The sequence below is a fragment of the Ruegeria arenilitoris genome (assembly GCF_013030265.1).
Taxonomy (GTDB): domain Bacteria; phylum Pseudomonadota; class Alphaproteobacteria; order Rhodobacterales; family Rhodobacteraceae; genus Ruegeria; species Ruegeria arenilitoris_E.
On the sequence record NZ_WPZQ01000011.1, the window covers coordinates 76,387 to 101,103 of the forward strand.

Annotated in this window: 21 protein-coding genes; 11 read left to right on the forward strand and 10 right to left on the reverse strand. The window is 55.1% G+C overall.

The genetic code is table 11. From position 1 onward, the window contains the following. Nucleotides 1-9 precede the first annotated feature (9 nt). The 7 genes from napA to GOX61_RS18310 all read left to right on the forward strand — a co-directional run bounded on the left by napA (nucleotide 10) and on the right by GOX61_RS18310 (nucleotide 7,625). Nucleotides 10-2,511, forward strand: coding sequence for a nitrate reductase catalytic subunit NapA (napA, locus tag GOX61_RS18280; protein WP_155147695.1), 2,502 nt, complete (start codon nucleotides 10-12; stop codon nucleotides 2,509-2,511). Between the two features lie 29 nt (nucleotides 2,512-2,540). After that, nucleotides 2,541-3,410, forward strand: coding sequence for a ferredoxin-type protein NapG (gene napG, locus GOX61_RS18285; protein WP_170336044.1), 870 nt, complete (start codon nucleotides 2,541-2,543; stop codon nucleotides 3,408-3,410). Continuing rightward, nucleotides 3,407-4,330 carry a quinol dehydrogenase ferredoxin subunit NapH gene (napH, locus tag GOX61_RS18290; protein ID WP_170336046.1) on the forward strand — a complete coding sequence of 308 codons (924 nt, stop codon included), beginning with the start codon at nucleotides 3,407-3,409 and terminating at the stop codon, nucleotides 4,328-4,330. The genes napG and napH overlap by 4 nt, the downstream gene beginning before the upstream one ends. A 19-nt stretch (nucleotides 4,331-4,349) precedes the next feature. Then, entirely contained in the window at nucleotides 4,350-4,793 is a 444-nt protein-coding gene (locus GOX61_RS18295; RefSeq protein WP_170336047.1) for a nitrate reductase cytochrome c-type subunit, read from the forward strand. A 29-nt stretch (nucleotides 4,794-4,822) separates the two neighbouring features. Beyond that, the gene (locus GOX61_RS18300; RefSeq protein WP_170336049.1) at nucleotides 4,823-5,524 is read left to right on the forward strand and encodes a NapC/NirT family cytochrome c; all 702 of its coding nucleotides are present in this window, start codon (nucleotides 4,823-4,825) and stop codon (nucleotides 5,522-5,524) included. Nucleotides 5,525-5,539: 15 nt separating this feature from the next. Further along, the gene (locus tag GOX61_RS18305; protein WP_170336051.1) at nucleotides 5,540-5,797 is read left to right on the forward strand and encodes a hypothetical protein; all 258 of its coding nucleotides are present in this window, start codon (nucleotides 5,540-5,542) and stop codon (nucleotides 5,795-5,797) included. A gap of 193 nt (nucleotides 5,798-5,990) precedes the next feature. Beyond that, nucleotides 5,991-7,625: a GMC family oxidoreductase gene (locus GOX61_RS18310; RefSeq protein WP_254436918.1), complete on the forward strand. Its 1,635-nt coding sequence runs from the start codon at nucleotides 5,991-5,993 to the stop codon at nucleotides 7,623-7,625. Nucleotides 7,626-7,639: 14 nt separating this feature from the next. On the opposite strand, the gene fdhD is transcribed toward GOX61_RS18310, so the two are convergent. Genes fdhD through GOX61_RS18325 form a run of 3 tightly spaced genes read right to left on the reverse strand, consistent with a single transcriptional unit; the run spans nucleotide 7,640 to nucleotide 11,054 of the window. Further along, nucleotides 7,640-8,467 carry a formate dehydrogenase accessory sulfurtransferase FdhD gene (gene fdhD / locus GOX61_RS18315; protein ID WP_254436919.1) on the reverse strand — a complete coding sequence of 276 codons (828 nt, stop codon included), beginning with the start codon at nucleotides 8,465-8,467 and terminating at the stop codon, nucleotides 7,640-7,642. A gap of 2 nt (nucleotides 8,468-8,469) precedes the next feature. Next, on the reverse strand, nucleotides 8,470-8,757 hold the full coding sequence (locus GOX61_RS18320) for a hypothetical protein (protein ID WP_170336055.1): 288 nt from the start codon (nucleotides 8,755-8,757) through the stop codon (nucleotides 8,470-8,472). Between the two features lie 2 nt (nucleotides 8,758-8,759). Next, nucleotides 8,760-11,054, reverse strand: coding sequence for an FdhF/YdeP family oxidoreductase (locus GOX61_RS18325; protein ID WP_170336057.1), 2,295 nt, complete (start codon nucleotides 11,052-11,054; stop codon nucleotides 8,760-8,762). 419 nt (nucleotides 11,055-11,473) lie between these two features. Between GOX61_RS18325 and GOX61_RS18330 the strand changes: the two genes are divergently transcribed. The 4 genes from GOX61_RS18330 to GOX61_RS18345 all read left to right on the forward strand — a co-directional run bounded on the left by GOX61_RS18330 (nucleotide 11,474) and on the right by GOX61_RS18345 (nucleotide 16,391). Further along, nucleotides 11,474-12,679: a YcaO-like family protein gene (locus GOX61_RS18330; protein ID WP_170336059.1), complete on the forward strand. Its 1,206-nt coding sequence runs from the start codon at nucleotides 11,474-11,476 to the stop codon at nucleotides 12,677-12,679. Beyond that, entirely contained in the window at nucleotides 12,676-14,016 is a 1,341-nt protein-coding gene (locus GOX61_RS18335; protein ID WP_170336061.1) for a TfuA-like protein, read from the forward strand. Before GOX61_RS18330 ends, GOX61_RS18335 begins: the two co-directional genes overlap by 4 nt. 42 nt (nucleotides 14,017-14,058) lie before the next feature. Continuing rightward, the gene (locus tag GOX61_RS18340) at nucleotides 14,059-15,354 is read left to right on the forward strand and encodes a hypothetical protein (RefSeq protein WP_170336062.1); all 1,296 of its coding nucleotides are present in this window, start codon (nucleotides 14,059-14,061) and stop codon (nucleotides 15,352-15,354) included. Between the two features lie 152 nt (nucleotides 15,355-15,506). Further along, nucleotides 15,507-16,391 (forward strand): hypothetical protein, encoded by an 885-nt coding sequence (locus tag GOX61_RS18345; RefSeq protein ID WP_170336064.1) that lies wholly within the window; start codon nucleotides 15,507-15,509, stop codon nucleotides 16,389-16,391. 279 nt (nucleotides 16,392-16,670) lie between these two features. On the opposite strand, the gene GOX61_RS18350 is transcribed toward GOX61_RS18345, so the two are convergent. The 7 genes from GOX61_RS18350 to GOX61_RS18375 form a co-directional block, all read right to left on the reverse strand. Further along, the gene (locus GOX61_RS18350; protein WP_170336065.1) at nucleotides 16,671-17,465 is read right to left on the reverse strand and encodes an inositol monophosphatase family protein; all 795 of its coding nucleotides are present in this window, start codon (nucleotides 17,463-17,465) and stop codon (nucleotides 16,671-16,673) included. Further along, nucleotides 17,458-18,477, reverse strand: a complete 1,020-nt coding sequence (locus tag GOX61_RS18355; protein ID WP_170336067.1) for a LacI family DNA-binding transcriptional regulator — start codon at nucleotides 18,475-18,477, stop codon at nucleotides 17,458-17,460. Before GOX61_RS18355 ends, GOX61_RS18350 begins: the two co-directional genes overlap by 8 nt. Further along, nucleotides 18,470-19,891 (reverse strand): glycerophosphodiester phosphodiesterase family protein, encoded by a 1,422-nt coding sequence (locus tag GOX61_RS18360; RefSeq protein ID WP_170336068.1) that lies wholly within the window; start codon nucleotides 19,889-19,891, stop codon nucleotides 18,470-18,472. Before GOX61_RS18360 ends, GOX61_RS18355 begins: the two co-directional genes overlap by 8 nt. Further along, complete coding sequence (locus GOX61_RS18365; RefSeq protein WP_170336071.1) at nucleotides 19,891-20,940, reverse strand: ABC transporter ATP-binding protein; 1,050 nt, start codon at nucleotides 20,938-20,940, stop codon at nucleotides 19,891-19,893. The genes GOX61_RS18360 and GOX61_RS18365 overlap by 1 nt, the downstream gene beginning before the upstream one ends. After that, nucleotides 20,940-21,767: a carbohydrate ABC transporter permease gene (locus GOX61_RS22315; protein WP_174825262.1), complete on the reverse strand. Its 828-nt coding sequence runs from the start codon at nucleotides 21,765-21,767 to the stop codon at nucleotides 20,940-20,942. The genes GOX61_RS18365 and GOX61_RS22315 overlap by 1 nt, the downstream gene beginning before the upstream one ends. Before the next feature lie 9 nt (nucleotides 21,768-21,776). Then, complete coding sequence (locus GOX61_RS22320; protein ID WP_174825263.1) at nucleotides 21,777-23,078, reverse strand: carbohydrate ABC transporter permease; 1,302 nt, start codon at nucleotides 23,076-23,078, stop codon at nucleotides 21,777-21,779. A gap of 62 nt (nucleotides 23,079-23,140) precedes the next feature. Next, a complete protein-coding gene (locus GOX61_RS18375) occupies nucleotides 23,141-24,493 on the reverse strand; it encodes an ABC transporter substrate-binding protein (RefSeq protein WP_155147732.1) in 1,353 nt (450 codons plus the stop codon). Nucleotides 24,494-24,717: the final 224 nt, after the last annotated feature.

Sequence of the window (24,717 nt, forward strand, 5' to 3'; positions counted from 1 at the left end):
AAAATAGCCATGACTCTGCCAACGTCCCGCCGCTCGTTCCTTAAGGCGACCGCTGCCGCTGCAACGGCTTCGGCCGCCGGTATCACCCTGCCTCAGAGTGCTTCTGCTCAGATCGGGGCTCCAGACATTCGCTGGGACAAAGCAGCCTGTCGCTTCTGCGGCACGGGTTGTTCTGTTCTTGTCGGTGTAAAAGACGGTCGCGTTGTGGCCACCCAGGGCGACCCCGAGGCGCCGGTGAACCGCGGCCTGAACTGCATCAAGGGCTATTTCTTGTCCAAGATCATGTACGGGTCCGACCGTCTGACCACTCCGTTACTGCGCAAGTCAAACGGAGCCTACGACAAGAATGGTGAGTTCGAACCGGTGAGCTGGGACGAAGCCTTCGACGTGATGGCCGAGAAATGGAAGGCCTCCATCAAGGAAAAAGGCCCAACCGCGGTTTCGATGTTTGGTTCAGGGCAATGGACCGTCTGGGAAGGCTACGCAGCCGCAAAATTCATGAAGGCCGGTCTGCGTTCGAACAATATCGACCCGAACGCACGCCATTGCATGGCATCAGCTGTGGCCGGCTTCATGCGCACATTCGGCATCGACGAGCCGATGGGCTGCTATGACGACTTCGAACATGCCGACACGTTCGTGCTGTGGGGTTCGAACATGGCCGAGATGCACCCGATCCTTTGGTCGCGGCTGACTGACACCCGTCTGACCAAACCGGGTGCCGAAGTGCATGTGCTTTCGACTTTCGAACACCGCTCATTCGAGCTGGCCGACAACGGCATGATATTTGTGCCGCAAACCGATCTGGCAATCCTCAACTACATCGCCAACTACATCATTCAGAACGATGCGGTGAACTGGGATTTCGTCAACAAGAACGTCAACTTCACAAAAACGGCCACCGACATCGGCTATGGCCTGCGTCCTGAGCATGAACTGGAACAGGCAGCGGCCAATCCAGCCCACGAGGGCAAGCACGGCAAACTCGAACAGATCGATTTCGAAGCCTACAAGGAATATGTAGCACCCTATACGCTGGAATACGTGTCCGAGCTGTCTGGCGTGCCCGCTGCACAGCTGGAGCGTCTGGCTCAGCAATACGCCGACCCCGACCGCAAGATCATGAGCCTGTGGACCATGGGCTTTAACCAACACACCCGCGGGTCGTGGGTGAACTCGCTTATGTACAATGTGCATCTGTTGATGGGTAAGATCTCCGAGCCAGGCAACTCACCGTTCTCGCTGACTGGTCAGCCATCGGCATGTGGCACTGCGCGCGAAGTGGGCACCTTTGCGCACCGCCTGCCTGCAGACATGGTCGTGGCCAACGAAAAGCATCGCGAGATCGCTGAAGACAAGTGGCTGCTGCCTGCAGGGACTATCCCGCCCAAACCCGGCTACCACGCGGTGGAACAACACCGCAGGTTGAAGGACGGCGATCTGAATTGTCACTGGGTTCAGTGCACCAACAACATGCAGGCCGCTCCTAACATCAATGAAGAAGGATGGCCGGGCTATCGCAACCCGGATAACTTCATCACGGTCTCTGATCCTTATCCCACGGTTACCGCGCTGGCAGCCGACCTGATCCTGCCCACGGCAATGTGGGTTGAAAAAGAAGGTGCCTATGGCAACGCTGAACGCCGCACCCAGTTCTGGCGCCAGCAAGTCGATGCACCGGGTGAGGCTCGCTCGGATGTCTGGCAGGTGATGGAGTTTTCGAAACGCTTCAAGGTCGAGGATGTCTGGCCCGAAGAGCTGATCGCCCAGATGCCCGAGTACCGCGGAAAGACCCTGTACGAAATTCTTTACGAAAACGGCAAGGTCAACAAATACCCGCTGTCGGATACCGCCGAAGGTTTCAACAATCAGGAAGCCAATCATTTCGGGTTTTATGTCCAGAAGGGTCTGTTCGAGGAATACGCCTCGTTTGGACGCGGCAAGGCGCATGATCTGGCTGATTTCGACGTTTACCACCAGGCACGCGGGATGCGCTGGCCCGTGGTTGACGGCAAGGAGACTCTCTACCGCTTCCGCGAAGGGTACGACCCCTATGTAAAAGAAGGTGAAGGGGTAAAATTCTACGGCAAGCCGGACGGCAAAGCGAGCATCATCTTCGCGCCATACGAACCGGCGCCGGAGGTTCCGGATGAAGAATATGATCTGTGGCTGGTTACAGGTCGCGTCCTGGAACACTGGCATTCGGGTTCAATGACCCGTCGTGTCCCGGAACTGCACCGTTCGTTCCCTGCTGCAGTAGTCTTCATGCACCCCGAAGACGCGAAAGAGCGCGGTCTGCGGCGTGGGCAAGAGATCAACGTATCAACGCGACGCGGTGATGTGCTGTCGCGGGTTGAGACCCGCGGGCGTAACAAGATGCCCAAAGGCGTGGTGTTCTTCCCATGGTTCGATGAAGGCCAGCTGACCAACAAGCTGACGTTGGACGCAACTTGCCCGATCTCGAAAGAGACGGACTTCAAGAAATGTGCCTGCAAGGTCGAACGCGCCTGACACAACCATTTAGAATGTAAGCAAGCCAGATGCCCGCTAACGTCACAACATCAAGTCCCGTGAACCGGCGCCGTTTCCTTCAGGATACAGCGCGGGTCACGGCGGGTTGTGCAGTGGCGGGCAGTTTTCTTGCCTACCTGTCGCTTGATGCCCGGGCCCTGCCGGCGCAGGCGATACGGCCACCCGGGGCATTGGATGAAGACAAGTTTCTGGCCGCCTGCATTCGATGTGGTCTGTGTGTCCGCGATTGCCCCTATGACACTTTGAAGCTGGCGGAACTGGGAGTTGATGGACCGGCCACGGGGACGCCGTATTTCACGGCCCGCGATGTGCCTTGTGAAATGTGCGAGGATATTCCCTGCGTCGTCGCTTGTCCGACCGGTGCTCTCGATCCATCACTGACCAATATTGATGACGCCGACATGGGACTGGCCGTTCTGATTGATCAGGAAAGATGCCTGAACGCTTTGGGGCTGCGCTGTGACGTCTGCTATCGGGTCTGCCCGGTTATCGACGAAGCCATTACACTTGAGCGTCGCCATAACGAACGCTCGGGCCATCACGCCATTTTCATGCCGGTGGTCCATTCGGACGCCTGTACAGGCTGTGGAAAATGCGAAAAATCCTGTGTTCTGCCCGGAGAATCCGCAATCAAGGTCCTGCCGCGCCGAATTGCCATGGCCGAGGCAGCTGATCACTACAAACTTGGATGGGAAGACCGCGACCCATTGGTCGACGAGTTGATTGACCTGCCGGACAGACTGCCTGGGCCCGGAACTGACAACCTCGCCGCACCCGGCGGATACATAAACGGGACGGAAGCACTGCCTGATCCCTCAATGGAAGGCGGCTTCACCCCCAGCTTCTCGCTGCCCGATACGGGGAGTGTCGGTCAATGAGTGGCACGGTGCATCTGCCAGTTGGACAGGAGGCCATTGAAGCCAAGGGCTGGATGGGGGCGCACAAGTATCTCATATTGCGCCGCCTTGCCCAACTTACGTTTCTCGGACTCTTCCTGTTAGGCCCCTGGTTCGGCATCTGGTGGGTCAAGGGCAATCTCACCGGTTCTTTAACCTTTGAAACGCTGCCGCTGACTGACCCCTTCGTTCTATTGCAAGGAATGTTTGCTCAGCATTGGCCAGAGATGACTGCCCTCATCGGCGCTCTGATTGTCGGTGGTGTCTACGCAATAATCGGTGGGCGGGTTTATTGCAGCTGGGTGTGCCCGATCAATCCGATTACAGACGGCGCACACTGGGTGCACGACAAATTGGGCATGCAAAAAGGTTGGCAGCCGAAACGAACCACCCGCTACTGGATCTTGGGAACCGTGTTGCTGGTTTCCGCGGCAACCGGAACAATCGCGTGGGAAGTCATCAATCCGATCTCGATGTTGCATCGGGGTCTCATCTTCGGGATTGGTTCCGCCTGGACTTTTGTGCTGGTTGTCTTTGTTTTCGATGTCTTTGTCTCGCGCCGAGGCTGGTGCGGCCATATCTGCCCCGTAGGCGCATTCTACGGTCTTTTAGGCCAGAAGGCGTTGTTACGTGTCAGCGCGGTCAACCGAGCGGCTTGTGACGATTGCATGGATTGCTTTGCGGTCTGCCCCGAGATGCATGTGATCTCACCAGCGTTGCGTGGAAAGACCGCTGATACACCCCTGATCCTGTCACCGGACTGTACCAATTGCGGACGTTGCATCGACGTCTGCGCGGTTGACGTTTTCAAATTCTCTCACCGTTTCGATACGGCCTCAGCGCCAGGACGCGTGGCCCGTTCGAAACCTTTATCGAAATCCGGGGCCAGTCGCGCCGCCTGAGCAAACAACGGAGTTTCTCATGAACAAGAACGCCATATTCAGCGCCCTCGCTGCCGCGGCACTGACTGCCGCTGCGGGTATCGCTCTTGCGCAATCTACCGGTTCGCAGGTGGATTCTCTGCGCGGTGCAGATATCGACGAACCTGTCGCCCTTGACCAGGTTCACCGCAATGTCGAAGGGCGGATGCAGCGTAACTATCGCCAACAGCCGCCGCTGATCCCGCACAAGGTGGAACAATACCAAATTGACCTGCGGACCAACCAGTGCCTGTCCTGTCATGACTGGACCAAAGCAGGTGAGCGAAATGCCCCCACCTTGTCCATGACCCACTATCTGGATCGTGACGGTGTCGAATTGGATCGGGTCGCAGGTACACGGTACTTCTGCAATCAATGCCATGTGCCTCAGGCAGATGCGCCAGCGCTGATTGACAACGTCTTTCAGCCTTCTTCCGGCAACTAACCTAGCGCACGTCTGAAAGGAGCACCGAAATGGCAGACTCTCCTGAAAATCATGGCTGGCTTCGCCGCATCTGGACCTGGTTCTGGACACCCGCAGCCCTGTTCAGCACCGGCTTTCTGCTGATTGCAGGCTTTCTGGGCGGTATCCTGTTCTGGGGTGGATTCCACTGGACACTGGAACTGACCAATACCGAAGAATTCTGTGTGTCGTGCCACACGATGGAAACCAATCTTGGCGAGTACCGCGAAACGATCCACTACAACAACCATTCAGGCGTGCGGGCCATCTGTTCCGATTGCCACGTTCCGAAAGAATGGAACCACAAGATCAAAGCCAAGATTATGGCGGTCAAAGATGTCTACCACGAACTGGCAGGCACGATCAGTACGCCCGAAAAGTACGAGGATCACCGTTTGCAGATGGCAGCCGCTGTTTGGAAGAAGATGAAAGCCTCTGACAGCCGCGAATGCCGGAACTGCCACAACTTCGACTACATGGACTTTACCCTTCAGGAGACACGCGCCGCGTCCGAACATCAGCGTGCAATTGACAACAACATGACCTGCATCGATTGCCACCAGGGTATCGCTCACAGCCTGCCACCCGGTTACCTTGAAGAGTACCAGAATGTGGTCGGATCGCTGAGCTTCGATGACCCGAATGCAATACGTGCTGAAGCCTCGGTAGATGGCACTGCAATTCAGTCTTTCCTCGACAGTCGCTCGGAATAGGAAACAGGTGATAAGATGCTTGAAATACTTGGAACAATCGGCGGCAATATCCTGAGCCTTCCCGGCATCCTCGGGCTGGCACTTGGCATGATGACACGACGCCTGTGGCTGGGCGCGCTGATGGGTGGGCTGGTTGGTGTTGTCGAAACGCTTGTCTTCTCAGGTTGGAGATTCGACCAGATCGAAACGATGGAGCTGGTGATTGCAATTATCGTTGGCGTCATCGCAGGCAGCTTGGGTTGCGCCATTCGTCTCAAGGGTGCTTCTGCCTGATCACCTTGTCGGGCTGGTCTCAGAATTCTCCGCTGTGGGAAAAATTGTTTATACGCCAAACCTTAGGGGCTGGCGTATTCAGTAAACCTGCTGTTTAGTCTGAAGGCAGCGCAGACAAACCGCACTGACCAACACAAATCCCTATGATCAGGCTTTGCCAGTTTCGGGCACAGATCATGAGCCTGAAAAGAAGATGCTGAGACGTCATATGAAGGATGCAGCGCGCCTAGATGGCGACTATGATTATATTATCGTGGGTGCGGGTACAGCCGGATGCGTACTGGCGAACCGGCTCACAGAAGACCCCAAAACCCGTGTCCTGCTGCTGGAGGCGGGAAAGTCCGACAATTATCACTGGGTGCATATCCCGGTCGGCTATCTTTATTGCATCGGAAATCCCCGTACCGACTGGATGATGAAGACCGCGCCCGAGGCCGGCCTGAACGGCCGCTCATTGACTTATCCACGCGGCAAAGTGTTGGGCGGCTGCAGTTCAGTCAATGGCATGATCTATATGCGCGGGCAGGCGGCGGATTATGACCACTGGCGGCAGCTTGGGAACACAGGCTGGGGCTGGGATGATGTGCTGCCTTATTTCCTGAAGTCCGAAGATCACCATGCCGGTGACAGCGAGATGCATCGCAGCGGTGGTGAATGGAAAGTCCAGAAACAAAAACTGAGCTGGGATATCCTGCAGGCAGTGCAGGACGGTGCAAAAGAGTTTGGCATTCTTCCACGTGATGACTTCAATGATGGCAACAACGAAGGTTCGGGATTCTTCGAGGTCAACCAGAACAATGGTGTGCGTTGGAATACTGCTAAGGGCTTTCTGCGACCAGCGATGAAGCGTCCGAACCTGCGCGTCCTGACCGAAGCGATGACCGAGCATCTGATCCTTGACGGTAAAACTGTCCGAGGCGTTCGCTTTCGTCACAGGGGCAAGGTTCTGGACGCGATGACCAATGGTGAAGTGCTTCTGGCAGCCGGGTCAATCAATTCGCCCAAAATACTCGAAATGTCCGGTATCGGGCGAGGCGATCTGTTGACCGATCTGGGCATCCCAGTCCGGCATGAAAGCGCCGGAGTTGGCGAAAACCTTCAGGACCATCTGCAGATACGTACCGTGTTTCGAGTGCAAAATGCCAAGACACTGAACACAATCGCCAATAGCCTGTTGGGAAAGGCTCGGATCGCGCTGCAATACGGGCTGACGCAGTCAGGACCGATGTCCATGGCCCCGAGCCAGTTTGGCATGTTCACCAAATCGGACCCTTCTATGGAAACGCCGGATCTTGAATACCACATTCAGCCATTGTCGACCGACAAGCTGGGTGATCCGCTGCATCCGTTCCCTGCAATCACAGTTTCAGTCTGCAATCTGCGTCCGGACAGTATCGGCAGCAGCCATATCACGACCCAGGATTGTGATATCCAGCCTGATATCCGGCTCAACTACCTCTCAGCCTCGCGGGATCAAGCTATCGCGGTCAAATCGGTCAAGCAGGCACGCAAGATCATGACAGCAAAGGCGCTTGAGCCGTATCAGCCTGAAGAGATCCTGCCCGGTCCCAAGTTTCAAAGCGATGCAGAGCTAGTCGAGGCGGTCGGTGACATCGCCACCACGATTTTTCATCCAGTAGGCACCTGCAAGATGGGAACGGATCCAATGGCCGTCGTTGATCCGCAGTTGCGCGTACACGGCTTGGAAGGGGTTCGTGTGGCAGATGCTTCCGTGATGCCAAAAATAGTCTCAGGCAACACCGCTTCGCCCGTTATTATGATCGCGGAAAAACTGGCCGGGATGATCGGTAAAAAAGCCATACCTTAGTAGGTATTTCTGGATTACGTCTTGATGCGGTGAGCGTGGGTGAACACTTCACAATCAGCTCTCTTCGCATTTGCGACCAGCGTCATCCCCGATTGTTGCGCAAGCTTGACTGCAAACGCCGTCGGAGCCGATACGGCGATTAGCATGGAACATCCAAGAGCAGTGGTCTTCTGGATCAGTTCGACAGACACACGCGAGGTGACAACAACAGCACCCTGTCCTGGATCTGTGTCATTGAGGATCAGCGCACCCAGCAGTTTATCCACGGCGTTGTGCCGACCTATATCTTCGCGAGCCATCACGATGCCTTTCCCCGGAACGAGAAATCCGGCCGCATGGGCTGATTTGGTACGATCATGCAACGCCTGATTATCCCGAAGCTGACCTGTTGCCGATGCAATGTCTGCTGCATCGATCTGCAATCGGATGCCCGAAACAGGTGCAATACTCCGAACAGCCTGTTCCAAACTGTCGATCCCGCACAGCCCACAACCCACCGGCCCCATTGACGCCCTGCGACGTCTTCCCAGTTTTTCGGACGCATCGCCTTTTAGCCAATAGCGAGCTTCTATACCTGCCTCATGGGCAACCTGCTCAAAATCCACAATCTCATCGGGATCAGAGATGAATCCTTCGGTCAGCGCAAATCCATAGGCAAAGTCCTGTATGTCGGAAGGCGACGCCATCATCACTGCTGTCGTCGTGCCGTTGAACACCAGAGCAACCGGTGTCTCCTGTGCCAGTTCACGCGATATCTCAACACCAGTCCCGATACTGGATGAAGACATCCGCACAGAGGCTTCATATTGCATTTTGGGGCTGTCACGGAATGGCACCGTCATCTTCAGTGCACCTTCGCCAGTAGATCATGTCCTTGCGCGGTCAGAGAATAGAACAAGCGCTGTGAACGCTCTTCTCGGTTCTCAAGACTTATCAGCTGGTGCTCTTCAGCAAGCATCACGCACTCACGCAGGACTAGCGCGTGCGCGACGCCAAGTTTGGACGCACAGCTACGGCTGTCGCTGGAAACTCCAAAATGCGCGGCGACCAGAACTCCGGCTCCGATCGGGCTCAGGTGTTCTGGGCTTTTTGCCATAAGATTGGTGACGGTTTTCATCATCACGTCTTCCATCCCTATTTCTCCAGCAGCCGAAAACGGACCATGACGGACTTGGAGGCAGGGGTGAAGCTCTTGTCTCCAAACGCCTGATAGGGAACCAGAACGTTCAATTCCGGATAGTAGCCAGCAACGCAACCCCTTGGGATGTCGTAAGGAACAAGGCGGAAGTTTTCGGCGACACGATCGACTCCGTCATCATGACAACCGATGACATCCACCCGATCACCAGCTTCAGCTCCCAGCAGCGCGACATCCTTAGGATGCATGAACACCACCTGACGCTCACCATAAACGCCCCTGTAACGATCATCCATTCCATAGACAGTCGTGTTGTACTGGTCGTGTGAGCGGAAAGTCTGCAACACGAAAGTCTGATCGTCGCTTTTGGCCCGTTGCCACTCGGTCTGATCCGGCAGATCAGCGTCCGAGAAGTTTGCTCGCCCCGTTGGGGTCTTCCAATCCCGCGCAGCAGCACTGTTGTACAGGTGGAAACCGCGCGGCTTGCGGACGGCCTCGTTGTAGTTACCAAAAGCGGGCAGGACACGCGCGATCAGATCACGGATCTTGTCGTTGTCATCTGCAAGTAAATCCCAATCGACCACATCGCTGCCCACGGTTGCCTTGGCGATACCAGCGACGATCCCGACCTCGGACCTTAGTTCTTTGGATGCAGGCAAGTTAATCCCACCCGAACCATGCACCATCGACATCGAATCTTCGACCGTCACGATCTGGCGCGCACCTTGCGAGTTGCGATCAATCTCAGTCCGTCCAAGGCAGGGAAGGATGTAAGAGGCTTTACCCGGCAACAAATGACCGTGGTTCAGCTTGGTGGCCACATTGACGGTCAGATCCAGATTGCCCAAAGCCTGTGCAATCAGTTGGCTATCAGGCGTGGCGCGGGCAAAGTTGCCGCCCAATCCAATAAACGCCTTGGCCTGACCGTTCAGCATCGCGCCAATGGCATGCAATACGTTGTGACCCGGATCACGCGGCATGGGAACGCCCAATTCCCGCTCCATCGCGTCCAGCAACGAGGCAGGGGCCTTTTCATTGATTCCAACGGTGCGGTCGCCTTGTACATTCGAATGGCCACGTACCGGACACAAACCAGCACCAGGTCGTCCGATATTTCCGCGCAAGAACATAAAGCTGGCAATCTCGCGGATCGTCTGAACCGAATGCTTGTGCTGCGTCACACCCATGGCCCAGGTGGTGATCACCTTATCCGAGGACATGTAAATTTCTGCGGCTTCTTCGATCTGGGAACGGCTCAGACCAGATTGTTCCTCGATGGTTTCCCAAGACGTGCTTTCGACCAGGGCGCGGTAGGCGTCAAATCCGTGGGCATGTTCTGTAATGAAGTCATGATCCAGAACAGACGGTCGACCCTCGGCCAAAGAGGCATCGTCAGCGGCGAAAACAATCTTGGCCATGCCGCGGAAGATTGCCATGTCGCCACCGAGCCGTGGCCGATAGTAATCAGTTGAGGTCGCTTCGGAGCGACCCCGGATCATCTCAAGCTTGTTCTGAGGATCGGCAAATCGGTGCAGGCCTTTCTCCTTGAGGGTGTTGAAGACAACAACACGCGCTCCGCGCAAGGTGGCCTTACGCAGATCAGCGAGCATCCTTGGATGGTTGGTTCCCGGGTTCTGACCCACCACAAAGATAGCGTCTGCCTTTTCAAAGTCCTCCAACAGGACTGTACCTTTACCGATCCCGATTGCCTCGGTCAGCGCGACACCGCTCGCCTCATGACACATGTTCGAGCAATCCGGGAAGTTGTTTGTGCCGTAAAGGCGCACGAACATCTGGTATAGAAAGGCGGCCTCATTGCTTGCACGTCCTGACGTGTAGAATTCAGCACGGTTCGGATCGTCCAATGCGTTCAGCGCTGCACCGATTTCAGCAAACGCGGTTTCCCAGTCTACCTGCTCGTACTTGTCGGTCGCAGGGCTGTAGCGCACTGGATGTGTCAAACGACCCTGATGCTCCAAATCATAGTCGGTCCAGCTACGCAGCTCTGTAACTGTGTGTCTGGCAAAGAATTCGGGCGTGACACGGGCCTTGGTAGCCTCCCAAGCCACTGCTTTGACGCCATTTTCACAGAATTCAAAGGATGACCCATGCTCGGGGTCGCCCCAGGCGCAACCAGGGCAATCAAACCCATCGGGCTGGTTGGCCTTGAGCATTGTTTTGGCACCTGACAATGGCTTCCCACTGCCCATCAGCTGGCGCCCCACGCTTTTCAGGGCCCCCCAACCGCCAGCAGCTTTCGAACTTTTTCCGGTGCAGTCTTTTTTTGCCATTCTCGAACCTGTTTGATCACGCGCGATGACAAGGCATGCATGGTGCAATACCTCTCGCCTTGGCGGAGCCGATACGAAGTTGTTGATTTGTTGCAGCTGCTTGTTTTGACGCTTAGATTCAAGCCCGGCCCAAGTGGCTTTCCATCAGCTAGATGCGACGGAATGGTATACCTGTCAATTGCAAGATCGGGTTTTTGATAAACTATTCATATTAAATTTCTGAAGTTACAATAATCAAATCTGATTATAAAAGTGACTTCTACAGATTGACATGAGGCCATAGGGTTGAAACCGGCAGGTATCCACCACTGTTGACCAATCCAATTCCATTTCGCATTCTTGCGCAAATTTTTTTGGCCCGACACGCGTTTAAGGCGCACCACGAAGGCCGTAATGCTATGAATTTGTAAGGCCGGCAAATGCCAGAAACTTCACGAAAGCACTATGTGCTTGATACGCACCGATTACGCGACCCGGAACAAACCCTCGAAATCGTCAGGCCCTTTCTCAAAGAGATGGGGATCACACGCATCGCAAATCTGACCGGGCTGGACAGGGTTGGATTACCCACTGTGATGGTTGCAAGACCAAACTCGCGCTCGGTTGCGGTGTCGCTCGGCAAGGGTTTGTCTCTGCGCGCGGCTGAAGCTTCGGGCGTCATGGAAGCCATTGAGTCATGGCACGCAGAGCAGGTGGATCTGCCGCAACGCCTTGCCCGATATAACGATATAATTGAAAAAGAACATGTGGTTGATGCCTATGCTCTACCTCGTGTGTCTGGTGGTCGGTTCGATCCTGATCGCAACACGGTCTGGGTTGAGGGCGAGGACCTGAGTGCTTACCGTCCGTGCTGGGTTCCACTTGAAATGGTCGATACGGACTACACTTCGGCCCCGATGGGAGGGCAGGCGGCCTTTCCCAGAACAACCAATGGGCTGGCTTCGGGGAACTGCAAAATCGAGGCGAGCTGCCACGCCATATGCGAACTGATCGAACGTGATGCCACGACCTTATGGAACCATCAACCTGCGACTGAGCGTCTGGATCCCAACAGCGTTGACGACCAACGATGTATTCAGGCGATGGAACAGATCGAGGCTGCGGATCTGGAGTTGGGAGTCTGGGATACAACATCCGACATAGGCATCGCCAGTTTCCGTTGTGTGATATGCGAAGCTGATGGCAAATCGGGACATATCGGCATTGGCGACGGGTGCCACCCTGATCGCGCGATTGCATTGTTGCGTGCACTGACAGAAGCGGCACAAACCCGACTGACCTATATCTCCGGTGCGCGCGATGATCTGGACCCCGAGGAATTTACGGATGCCGCACAGAACGATCGATGCCGCTATGTTCGCGAGCTGATTGATCAGGCCCAACCTGCAAAGTCGTTCCGTGATTGCCCGACCCATGTGACCTCTTCATTCGAAGATGACCTCAACCTGTTGTTAACGCGCCTGTCGGCTGTTGGAATCTCTCAGGTTGTGACAGTGGACCTGTCCCGAACCGAATACGACATCGCGGTTATCCGGGCTGTTGTACCAGGCCTGGAAGCACCGCATGACGAACCTGATTATATACCCGGTCCTCGGGCACAGCGCGTGATGGGGCAGGCAATATGACCGTATTTGTGTTTGCAGGCCCGACCTTAACGGCTGATGCGGTTTCCGAGCTTCTGGACGCAACAGTTTTGCCACCAGTAAGGCAGGGTGACGTGTACCGCGTCGCTCGGGAAAACCCGCGCGCGATCGGGATCATTGATGGCTTCTTTGAAGGGGTACCTTCTGTCTGGCACAAAGAAATCCTCTGGGCGATGGAGCAGGGCATTCCAGTGTTTGGCAGCGCCAGCATGGGGGCCTTGCGTGCTGCGGAACTTGCCGATTTCGGAATGATCGGGGTCGGTCGCATCTATGAAGAGTACTACAACGGCACGCTGACTGATGATGATGAAGTCGCAGTGTTACACGGTCCGGTCGAGCTTGGGTTTATGCCGTTGAGCGAACCGATGGTTTCGATCAGGGCGACAGTGGATCGCGCATGCGACGAAGGCGTGCTACCGCACGAGACCGCGACAGAAGTGCTGCGCGTAGCAAAAGCCCTGAACTATCGCGACCGTATCTGGAAAGATATCGGGCATTCGATGCAAAAATTGCCCGGGATGAACGAGTTTATCGATTGGCTGCCTGTTGGGCGTGTGGATGCCAAAGGCGATGATGCGCGCGCGATGCTGGTTCGGATGTCTCAACATCTGGAGGAAAGCGCTTCTGGCGGTCCATTCGCAGTTCGAACTGAGCGCTCGCTAATGTGGCAGAGCCTGCGCGCGCGTATTGATGCTGAGCCAAGTTCTGATCGCGCAGTCAATGATGCCGTGTTGAACGAAATTCGGCTGCAACCCGATCTCTTCGCAACTTTGCGAGATCGCGCCACCCTCAGCCTTCTGGCTCGAGACGAGGCGAAAAGGCGCGATCAACAACCAGATCGCGATGCACTGGTTAAGCAAATGTCGGCCCATCGGACCAAAGAGGGCTTGTCCCAACACGCAGATCTGATGCGCTGGCTCGAAATGAACGATCTGACCGCAGACGGCTACGAGGGAATGCTGGCCGATGCCTCCCGCATTGACTGGATGATTTCTGAACGCACCGACAAGCTCGGTGCCACGCTGCTGGTAGAACTGCGCCGGTCGGGTGGTTACTCAGACTTGCGAGACCGAGCGATGCGCAAAGCAGAATACGGCTCTCGTGTACCGTCAGGAAGCTCTCACGCAGGGGCCGATCGATTGCGGATGCTGATGTGGTATTTTGAAACACATCTTGACCGAGAGGTCCCTGATGATCTTGAATCATACGCAGCTTCGGTTGGTCTCTCAGGCCGCGAAGCGTTTTATGACTTGATTGAAGCTGAATTTTTGTTTTGCCAAATGGATGTCGACTCGGACCAAAAGAAACCTGCCAAATAGGCGGTAACTGAATGGCACCTGCGCGACGCGGGAAGGGAATTTATGAACTGGCCCGAACAGATGGAGGACGAGGCGCCGGGCACCCGGTTCCTGCTGTATCCGCAATCGCCCTTTCTTGAATCCAATGCTGTGCCGGAATTGGTGGAGATCTCTGCTCCGCCCGGTTCGATTGGTCCCGGCCCGGCGGGCCCACGCATGTACACAGTCGATCCGGTCGGCAAGACGACTCCATACGGTGCGAACGTCCAGGGACCGCATGGCCCGCACATGTACCTGCCTCCTTGGGATGGTTATATACAGCCGCCTCCGTCTCCGGATGAGGACGGTAATTTCATCCATGTCCAACCCGGCGATCCCGGGTTTGAGGCGGCTCACCTTTTCGGCTCAGCACATTTCACGATGGATGTCTGGGAGGGTTATTTCGGGCGACCGATCCCATGGCACTTTGCCCGCGATTTCGATCGTTTGGAGCTGTCACTACTTCCCAGTCTCGACAATGCTCATATCGGGTGGGGCTTCCTGGAAACCGGAGGCACACATGAGCATGGCAATGAATACCGACCCTACAGCCTGAACTTTGATGTTGTCGCGCATGAGATTGGGCATGCGATCATCTATAGCGTCATTGGGATGCCGTCGACCGAAGATGCATCCGGAGAATATTATGGGTTCCATGAATCTGCGGCGGACATGGTTGCCTTGCTGGCGTCCCTGCATTTTGGATCTGTTGTGGACGATCTGCTGAGAAACACCCGTGGAAATCTCTATACGTTCAACCGCTTAAACCGATTTGCGGAACTGTCCGAGAACGCCCAGATTCGGACTGCCGCCAATGACAAGGTCCTGTCCGAATTCGCAGGCGGCTGGTCAAGTGAACACGATCTTTCCGAGCCTTTGACCGGCGCAATGTTTGATATCTTCGTAGACATCTATCATGAGCGCTTGCTGCTGCATGGACTGATCTCAGCCGAGGAAGAGGATCTGTCAGACAAGCTCGAAGATTCCCCAGATTACAACGAGGTGATGCAAAATATCTTTGATGCGCGCTATGAGCAAAATCCTGAAGGGTTTCGCATCGCCTTGTTGGAGGCGCGCGACTATCTTGGCACCTATCTGGCCGACACCTGGGAGAAGCTTGACGCTGATATGCTGAGCTATTTCGGAGTCGAAAAAGCCCTGCTTGCAGTTGATCAGGAAATCACCGGTGGTGCGTTCCGAAATATCATCGAAGGCAACTTCAGAATGCGTGAAATCGGTTTGACAACAGCAGGTCCCCGACTGCCAGAAGCTGATGAAAATAGTCATGCAAACTCTGTACGAACAAAAATACCAAATTGACCCGAACGTAAATTGCTTTGTTTTGCGCGCATTTTGTGGCATTTAATACGCGGGTGAATTCTTATGAAACATTTGGTCCGAATTGATCGGGCCTCAAAGAGGGGGGGGCGCAGTCTCGGACTTCGCCAATCCCGTAATTGGGAGAAAGTGATATGTCTGAGTCGTTGCTCAGTTTTTCAGAAGTGCTTTTGTTTGGCCGCGCTGTAGATGATCTCAAACTCAAGAAAGACACACGGGTCCGTGTTGCCATTATTGACGATGGCGTCACCTCGCTGCCCACCATCACAAGTGGTGTGATTGACGATGTGACCGTTGAGGTTGGTAACAAAGTTCTGGTTCAGATCAATGATGTTGATGTCTCAGGAGTTTACCGGGTTCAGAATTCGGGCGGCTCTCTCGTTCTGGGCAATCGGAGGTTAGAGCCGAAGGGTGACTTTGTATTTGTCAAAAAGGGGTCAAAGCACAAGCGCACGTTCTGGCAACAGACCGATGATGTCACCGCAGCAGCGGAACATCAGAAGTTCGAATTCAAAGGTAAACGCCGTCGCGGCAAAGGTGTGAACAATTTCCTTGGCGATCAGTTCCTTGATGGCGGACAACTGGCCAGAATTTACGGCTTCGCATTCGAGGGCGCCTACTACGAATTGCCTGAGCCCACCATTTTCCTCGTGCATGGTGACGGAGATTTCGTCAACAAAGAGGGATCTGACAACAACGCACCGGGCAATCTGGCATCGCGTGCGCCAAACAACCCCAACCTTACCGGGATTGCCGCTGCCGATTTTCAGTTTGCGGACGACATTCGGGTCTGGAACTACAACAAAGCTGATTTCACCGTTCGTATGGATGTGATGACCGGCCAGTTCGAACAGGTACTGTTGGATGTCTGCTTCGGAGGTGATGGGCCTGGTGTCAGCGGCGCCCGCGTCAGTGGTGCACGTGTTAGCGGTGCACGGGTCAGTGGCGCAAGAGTGAGCGGCGCTCGCGTCAGCGGTGCACGGGTCAGTGGCGCAAGAGCTCGAGGCTCCGAAGATTAACTTGCATATGGCGCTGCGCTTGCCGATGTAGCGCTGTCAAACAGGGGCGGCACATTATCCGCCCCTAAAACGCCTCTCAAACGCTGTTTGCTGGATCACCCCATCAAATCAGGGGACCAAACACCGCGCTCACCATCGAATGCGGTAGCCGATTTGCGTGTTGGTGTGGTTTCGCTACTTCGATCAACAGAAGATCTTTCGGATGCAATAGCGGTGGTGCGACCAGACACCTTGTGGCGCGATACTCCTTAGAAGTACTCCGTTTCAAAGAGGCAGGGCTTACGCGATAAAATCCTGATGCATGATGGTGTCGACCGTGATCCGCTCTAGTTCAGGAACAATTGCCAGAATCTCGCTGCCATTCTCAAGCGTCTCCGCAACTGGTTGAGAGCGCACCAATCCGCCCGCCTCACGAATGATCAGCACACCGGCCAGTGCGTCCCAAGCATTCAGATGAGCCTCGTAATATCCCTCAGCACGTCCTTGAGCGACCCACATCAGACTCACGGCAGCCGAACCATTGCGGCGATACTCCATGTTCGCATCAACCGTGTGCTGCACGATGTCCAAATATTCCTGAAGCGGTTTGCGAGATGAACGACCCAACAACAATACTGCCTGGTCGGGTTGGCTGCAATTCGAAACCTCAATTACAACCCCATTGCAGAAAGCGCCCTGATCTTTGGCAGCCCAGCACAACTCATCTCGGTCAGGCGCATAAATTGCCCCAAGCATAATCTCTTCGTTTTCGCAGTATGCAATCGAGACAGCCCAATCCGGTAAACCTCTCATGTAGTTTGCCGTGCCATCAATCGGATCGACCACCCAGATCGCCTCACTTTGCCCGGATTGGCCTTCTTCTTCGCCCAAGACCGCGTCCGATGGGTAGTATTCCTTGATCAAGGCGCGAATGCGCTGTTCGACTTTGCGATCTGCAATTGTCACGAAATCCTGCAAACCTTTGACGGAAACAAAATCCTGATCTTTGTTTTTGTAGAGCTCGCGAGCCAAAGTGCCAGCTTCAACGGCTAAAAATCTGGCAAAATCCAGTTTGGTTTCAAATCTCTCAGTCATGCCTGTTCATTGTTGTCTGCCGAAAAATCGGTGTCAGTTTTTGATTGTAGTTTTGAATTGGTGCGTCGGGGTTTTCGATGCGATCCAGCATCTGGGTGACGGCGGCAAGCACTTGTTCCTCAGCGTCCTGCCGCATCGTCGATAGCTGATAGGCCCCCCAACTAGCCTGTTCGATGTCGTCGCAGCCAACCACCTGCAGGTCTTCGGGAAACCGGGTGTGCCAGTCCGCGCGAAGCCGGTCCAGAACGCCCAGGGCCAACAGATCAGTCGAGCAGAACACACCATCGATCTGATCCAGCGAAAGACCCAGGTTTCCTGCTACGTCGTATCCTGCTGCATAGCTTTGGCTGGAAGATATGAATTCCGTAACCTCGATGCCTTCGGCATGACACTTCTCAATGAATGCGCGGGCGCGTCCGGTCACTGAATATGACGGTGCCTGAGGGTGAACCACGGCCAAGCGACCCGCACCGGATCGGGTGAGCATCGTGTATGCCAACTCTCCGGCTTGTTGTACGTCGATTTGAACCGTGTCCGCGATGTCTTGGTTCGTGCCACGATTGATCAAGACAAGGGGCATGCGCAGGCGGCGACATTCCTGAATGATCTTTGAAGACGGCGTCGCTGATGTCACCATTACGCCAGCAACATTGTAGTTGAGCAGCACCGACATGAGTTGTTCGACACTTTCATGGGCGTCCACGGTCAGCAAAATCGGGCGATAACCGTGGCTGATGAACTCTTGCGCGGCAATTTTGACCTGCCGAGATCGGAACGGAGTATCCAGAGATGAAGCGACGATGCCAACCAGATTGGACTGTCGCGTTTGCAGACCGCGCGCCAGAAAGTTGACGCGATAACCCAACTCCTCAGCAGCTTTCAGAACCTTTTGGCGGGATTTGTCCGAAATAGCCCCGCCTTCGGTAAACGCCCTTGAGACCATCGAGCGTGAAACGCCCGCCCGGCGGGCAACGTCAAATGAGGTAACAGATTTTCTGGGTTCGTCAGTCACTGATCAACCCCTTTTTGCGACAAATCTCTGCAAAACTAAACGGTTGATCAAGATTGACCAAGTCAGCCTTCGCGTCAGCGATTTTCTCGAGTGTTTCGCTCTCGTCGCCACCGTAAGCGATCATGAAGGGTATCCCGAGCTGGCGCAGCTTAGGAAATTCAGACCAGTCGTCCGATATCGTGTATTCGATCAGTTTTGGAGCCAGACAATTAAGAGCCTCATTCAGGCTGGGAAAATCCTGTCGGCGCATCATCAGGTTCGCTTCGGAGGAAATCGCACGCATGTCGTGCAAGGATTGCGTCACGAAGGACCAGAAAAACACCCGATCCTGCATGTCGTGAGCTGTTACGCGATCCCAGACCAAATTCGCCGGTGCCGATTTCAGCTCGATATAGAGATGGCCGTCATAGGATTTGGCCAACTCCAACACTTCATCAAGCATGGGTATCTTTTCCTCGGCGTAGAACTGCGAAAACCAATCCCCGGCGCTCAGCAATTGTAGCTCTGCCAGGGTCCGGTCGCATACTGGCCCGGTTCCGTTAGTGGTGCGATCCAGAGTGGGGTCGTGCAAAACCACCAGTTGATCATCGGCTGTCACATGGACGTCGATCTCGACATGGCTAAAGCCTGCAGCAAAGCATGCGTGCGCAGCGGCAAGGGTGTTTTCAGGTGCGATTTTGTTGGCGCCTCGGTGACACACAACTTGCAATCCGTCGCGAAACTTAATCGGATTGACCAATTCGGGACGATCCGAACAGATTCCCAATACCGGCTTGTTGCGCAGTTTAGCCATTCGGACCGGATCTTCTTCGTGCCAAAGAACGACCTTCTGTCCGGTATTGCGGCACCGGTCAAAAAAGGCCTCATCCAGCAGATCCTGAGGGCGATCCAGCTTCTCCCAGCATAGATGAAGGATATCTGCCTCGGTTGCGATCTCGAATGGATCGATCCCGATTGGTATCAGGACAGCAACAGGGTAGGGGCAATCTGCAGCGCGCAGAGCTTGCACCGCAGTTGGATCAAAAGCACCAAGAATAGCGCGTTTCATCCCGACGGACTGAAGCAACTCTGATGTTGGTACGGCTGCATCCGGTGCCTTGATGTCCGCATAGATACCACAGCAGCGGTCCCGTGCCAGTTCGATGATCTGAGACAACAGAGGGGCTTCATCCTGACGAACTGCTGCCCGAATTTCTGCATATGTAAGGTGACGAAGGGCGCGCCCGTCTGCCAATGAAAAATCGTGAAAAGCGATGATCTGATTATCTGCTGTCAGGTGCAGATCCACCTCCCACATATCGGCGCCCAGATCGGCGGCCAGTGCAAATGCAGGCAGGGTGTTTTCCTGCGCATAGGCACTGGCCCCGCGATGCGCGATCGACAAGGGACGGGAGGGGGTCAACCAGTCCGACATCAGATGCGCGTTCCTTCGGGTGTAAAGGCCAATGCGTGATCCGAGGCGATACCCCAGTTCACGGTCTCACCCAGTTTCAGACGCGGTCCAGCAGGTTGGATTGACCGCAGAACCGACCCGTTGGGAAGGGTCACGTTATAAAGATCTTCGCGTCCTTGCGTTTCAACGAAACTGATCTTGCCCGTCAGGTCAGATCCGAATTGCGGGCCGAAATATTCAGGCCGGATGCCCAGTTGTACCTGACCATTGACCTTCGGTCTTAGAGTTTCGGCAATAGCAATACCGCTGTCGCCAATGCGGAACTGGCCATCAGCAACAGTAGCGTCCAGGAATGAAATCGGCGGGTTGCCAAGGAAACCGGCCACAAAGGTATCAACCGGATCGTTGTACATCTGGTCCGGTTCGCTCAGCTGTACGATTTTACCATCCTTCATCAGCGCGATGCGATCGCACATTGACATTGCTTCGACCTGATCATGAGTCACGAGGATGGCCGTGATGCCGGTTTCCAGCTGAATGCGACGAATTTCCGAGCGCATCTCAAGCCGTAGCTTAGCGTCGAGATTGGCCAGTGGTTCGTCCAGCAACAGCACATCCGGTTGTCGCACAAGCGCGCGGGCAAGAGCTACGCGCTGCTGCTGACCACCTGACAGCTGCGCCGGGCGACGATCTAGCAGTTCAGGGATATGCACCAGTTCCGCAATCTCAGCCACCTTGCGTGTGATAGTCGCGTTATCCAGCTTCTGCACGCGCAAAGGGAAAGCAATATTTTCGCGAATGCTCATATGCGGGTAAAGCGCATAGTTCTGGAACACCACACCCACGTTGCGCTTTTGCGAGGGCAGGTCCGAGACATTGCGATCCCCGAAGTGCAGCGTACCACCATTCATCCGGTGGATACCGCAGATGGTAAACAGCGTGGTGGACTTGCCGCAGCCAGATGGACCCAGCAGCGCCATCATCTCACCGCTCTCTACCGTAAGGTTCAGCTTATCGATGACGGTAAGGCCGTCGAAGGTTTTGGTGAAGTTTTCGAGCCTAAGTTGCATCAGCCTTTCGAGCCCCCGCCGTAGATATTCATGAGTTTTTTCTGGAATACCAGATAGATGAGGATTACCGGCAGTGCGTAGAACAAGCCCACCGATTTAAAGAGGTTGAAGTCGACCTCCAAACTGTCATCCAGCAGGAAGTACGCCAGATAGGTCGACAGAACCTGCGCGTCGCTGCCCGGAGCAAGGACCAACGGCAGGATGAATTCGCTCCACCCCGACAGGAAGGAGAAGATCAGCAACGCAGACAGGCCCGGCTGCACCTGCGGCAGGACCAACTTGCGCCAGACCATGAAACGGCTCGCGCCGTCCTGTACACCGGCCATCTCGATCTCCCACGGGACGGTGTCGTAGAAGCCTTTCATAACCCAGATGCCAAAGGGCAGTTCCAGCGCAGCCTTGACCATGATGACGCCGATCAGCGTATCGAAAAGGCCAAGGAATTGCAGGATCAGAAAGATCGCGATGATCAGGGTGATCGTCGGGAACGCGTGCAGGATGATGACACCCGCCAGAAAGAACCGCCGCGCCGGGAAGTTAAGGCGCGACAGCGCATAGGCCGAGGTCAGCGAAGTGACACAGACGATGGCCGCTGTAGAACCCGCAAAGATGAAGGTGTTGATCGTTGCGATCCACACTGATCCCCGTCCCGTGGTATCATCCCAAAGGAACCGCCAATGGTGGAAGGTGAATTCCGAAGGTATCAGACTGCCGGGCTCTGCATCGGTGATCGAGTCCACCAATGTAAAGGCGTACATGATCACCAGTGGCAGCGACAGGATCGTCAGCAGCGCAATAACCGGAAGCGAGCGAAAGTTCGATGTCATGACAGGCCCCTATTGCTCGATCCGTGGTTTTGCCACGAGGTCTTTGAAGTTGAAGAACCGCAGGTACAGCGCGCTGGTCACGATGCCGATCACCACCAGCACCAGCGCATAGGCCGCGCCCAGACCGTATTGCAGGTTGCCGCCATAGTTGTTCAGTGCAGTGTGATAGGCGGCCAAAGCCCAAACTTCGGTCGCACCACCCGGTCCGCCATCGGTGGCCAGCAGTATGTACTCAAACGAGGTCAGCAGCGAGAGTGTCTGGTAGGATGACGTGAACAGGATTGGCCAACGTAGCTGTGGCAGGATGATATAGCGGATCTGTTGCCACCGATTGGCCCCATCCACTTCTGATGCATAGAGCATCGATGCAGGGATCGTCCGGATCGCTGATGAGAACAGGATCATCCCCAGAGAGGCGCCTACAAATCCATTGATCAGGATAACCACGATCCAGGCATTTGTCGCTGTATCCAGCATCCAGTTTCGGGGAGCGACGCCGAACCAACTCATGAAGGACGAAATGATTCCAGTGTCCCATGTCAGCCAGTACCACATCAGCACATACAAAACCGGCGGCAGGATACGCGGAAGAAACCAGATGGTGCGAAAGGTGTTGGCGATGCCCGAAGGCAGATAGAAAGTCGAGATCGCCAGAAACAGGCCGAAGCCCACGTTAAATGTCAATGTAAACACAACATAGAACAATGTGTTCATTGCGTAGCGCCAGGAACTGTCCAGCGAGAACAGCAGCTTCATGTTCTCTGTGGTCCAGACCCAGCCAGTATAGGCGACTTTGACCAAGATGTTTTGATCTGCCTCGGGGATGCTGGCTGCAGTCAGGGCTGCGCGAAACTCTTCTTCGGTCTGAAACCGTTCATCCATCACGCTCGAAGTGAAAAGCTCGGCCAGCGCCTTGCGATCTCGGGTTGAACGGATCCGATTTGCACGCAAGTCCTTGAGCGCACGCTCCATATCCCGACGCGATGAAAACTGTGCCCCAGCGTGCAGATCTGCTAGTTCATCTGCGGTTGCCTGATCGCGCGCTTCGGCCAATAGGGCCAGACCGGTTTCGTCGACGACATAACCGGCATTTTCCAGCTTGTCATAGGTTTCCTCCGACACACCGCTGGCTTTCACCTCGCGCAGATCGGATTGAGTCAACAGGTATTCACCGCCTGTAATGCCCGTTGATGTGGACATGTTGGTAAAGGCGAAGAACACCGTCAGGATGACCGGGGCCAGAAAGAACAGCGTTACCACGATCATCGCGGGCGCAAGAAATCCGAACCCAAGCGCATTGAAGCGGGGCATTGCAATCTCCGAGAAAAAGTTGGCCGGGGCAGGCTACCCCGCCCCAGCCAGTGGGAGGAAACTTAGCGGACGATCAGGTTGTCGCCCAATTTCGCGTTCAACTCGGATTCCAACTCGGCAACCGCATCTGCTGGCGTTTTCACACCCGTCCAGGCCGCCTCGAGCCCCTTGAACATGGCTTCTGAAAACGCGCCGTAATCCAGATTGTTCGGCTGTGCGTTGGCGCTGACCAGCAGGCGTTCTGTCGCTTCCGAGGCCCAGCGGTCATTGGCGTAAAGCTCGATGTTCGACTGCTGTTGACCGATGCCCAGATGCGCCGACTTGATCGCGTGCAGCGAGTTCAGGCGTGGTTCCGAAGCGATTTTGACCAGTTGTGCGGCGATGTCCTCGTGATCGTCGTTTTCCTGATCTGTCACCAGATAGACCAGTGGGTGAGTGATGGTGTTGGCGCGACCGTTTTCGTTGCCTGCCGGGATCAGAGAAAACTCGATGGTACCGAAGAAGTCTTCGTTGCCCTCCTTGCCGGTATAGCGGGCGTAGTGCCAGGTACCGCCATGCCACGTCGCGGCTTTTCCATTAGCCACTTCGCTGTACCACTGGCCCCAATCAGTACCCAGGTGGTTTTTACGCGTGATCCCTGCATCAACCGCGTCGGCGAAGAACTGGTAAAATGCTTCCATCGCGGCCTTGTCCAGGACCAGCTTGCCTGTCTCAGGATCCTGCAACTGCCCACCAAAAGACTGGTAGAACTGAGCATAGTCCGGGCCGTTCGATGGCCGAGGATAAAAGCCGTAACCCTCTTCTACAAGGCCAGCATCCACTGCTTTCTTCGCATCTTCCAAGACGTTTTGAAGAGTGTATTCACCCGATGCGATTTTGTCAGGCAGGGCAGCGATGTCTTCGTCGGAGTAACCGATACCGCGCATGGTGTCCTTCCAGAAGAAGAACGGGCGGCTTTCTGCGTCCTGCGGCAGACCCCACTGAATGCCATTATAGGCGGCGATCTCAAGCAAGTTGGGGTAGATGTCGTTCAGTGGCCACGCGTCGAAGTCCAGATAGTCCTCGGCTGGAACGATGTAACCGGCCTGGCTCCAGGGTGCGATATCGAGGTGGCTGGTGACCACAATGTTCGGCGCGGTGCCAGCTTCGGCGGCAAGGGTTACACCCTGCTTGAACTCTTCCCAGCCACCAAAGTCGCGTTTACCTTCGACGGTGATATTCAGCTCGCGACCTTCAATGGCGGCTTCGCGCTCCAGCATATCGGCGGCGATTTCAATGGCATCAATGCGATATGCATCTGCATCGTTCGAGCCCCCGGCCCAGACTGTGATTGTCACGTCTTCGGCCAGAGCGGGTAGGGCGATTGTGCTCAGCAATAATGCTGCTGTAGCGCGTTTAAACTTGAATGTGGTCATGCGGAACCCCTGTTTGGTTAGTGAGCGCAAGTATCGCACACGTGTGCATGAGTTGCCCTATCATTTATTTATGTAGCCAGTGTGACACGAGCCCAGGTTTGTTATCGAGGATAGGGTTCCTCTGTCGAATAGTGATTATTAGGTTGTTTTCAGTCGGAACAAGCTAGCACCGACTCTCTCCTCCAGCGGAGTCGACAATTGAACACGTGTGCAACTTAGTCAAC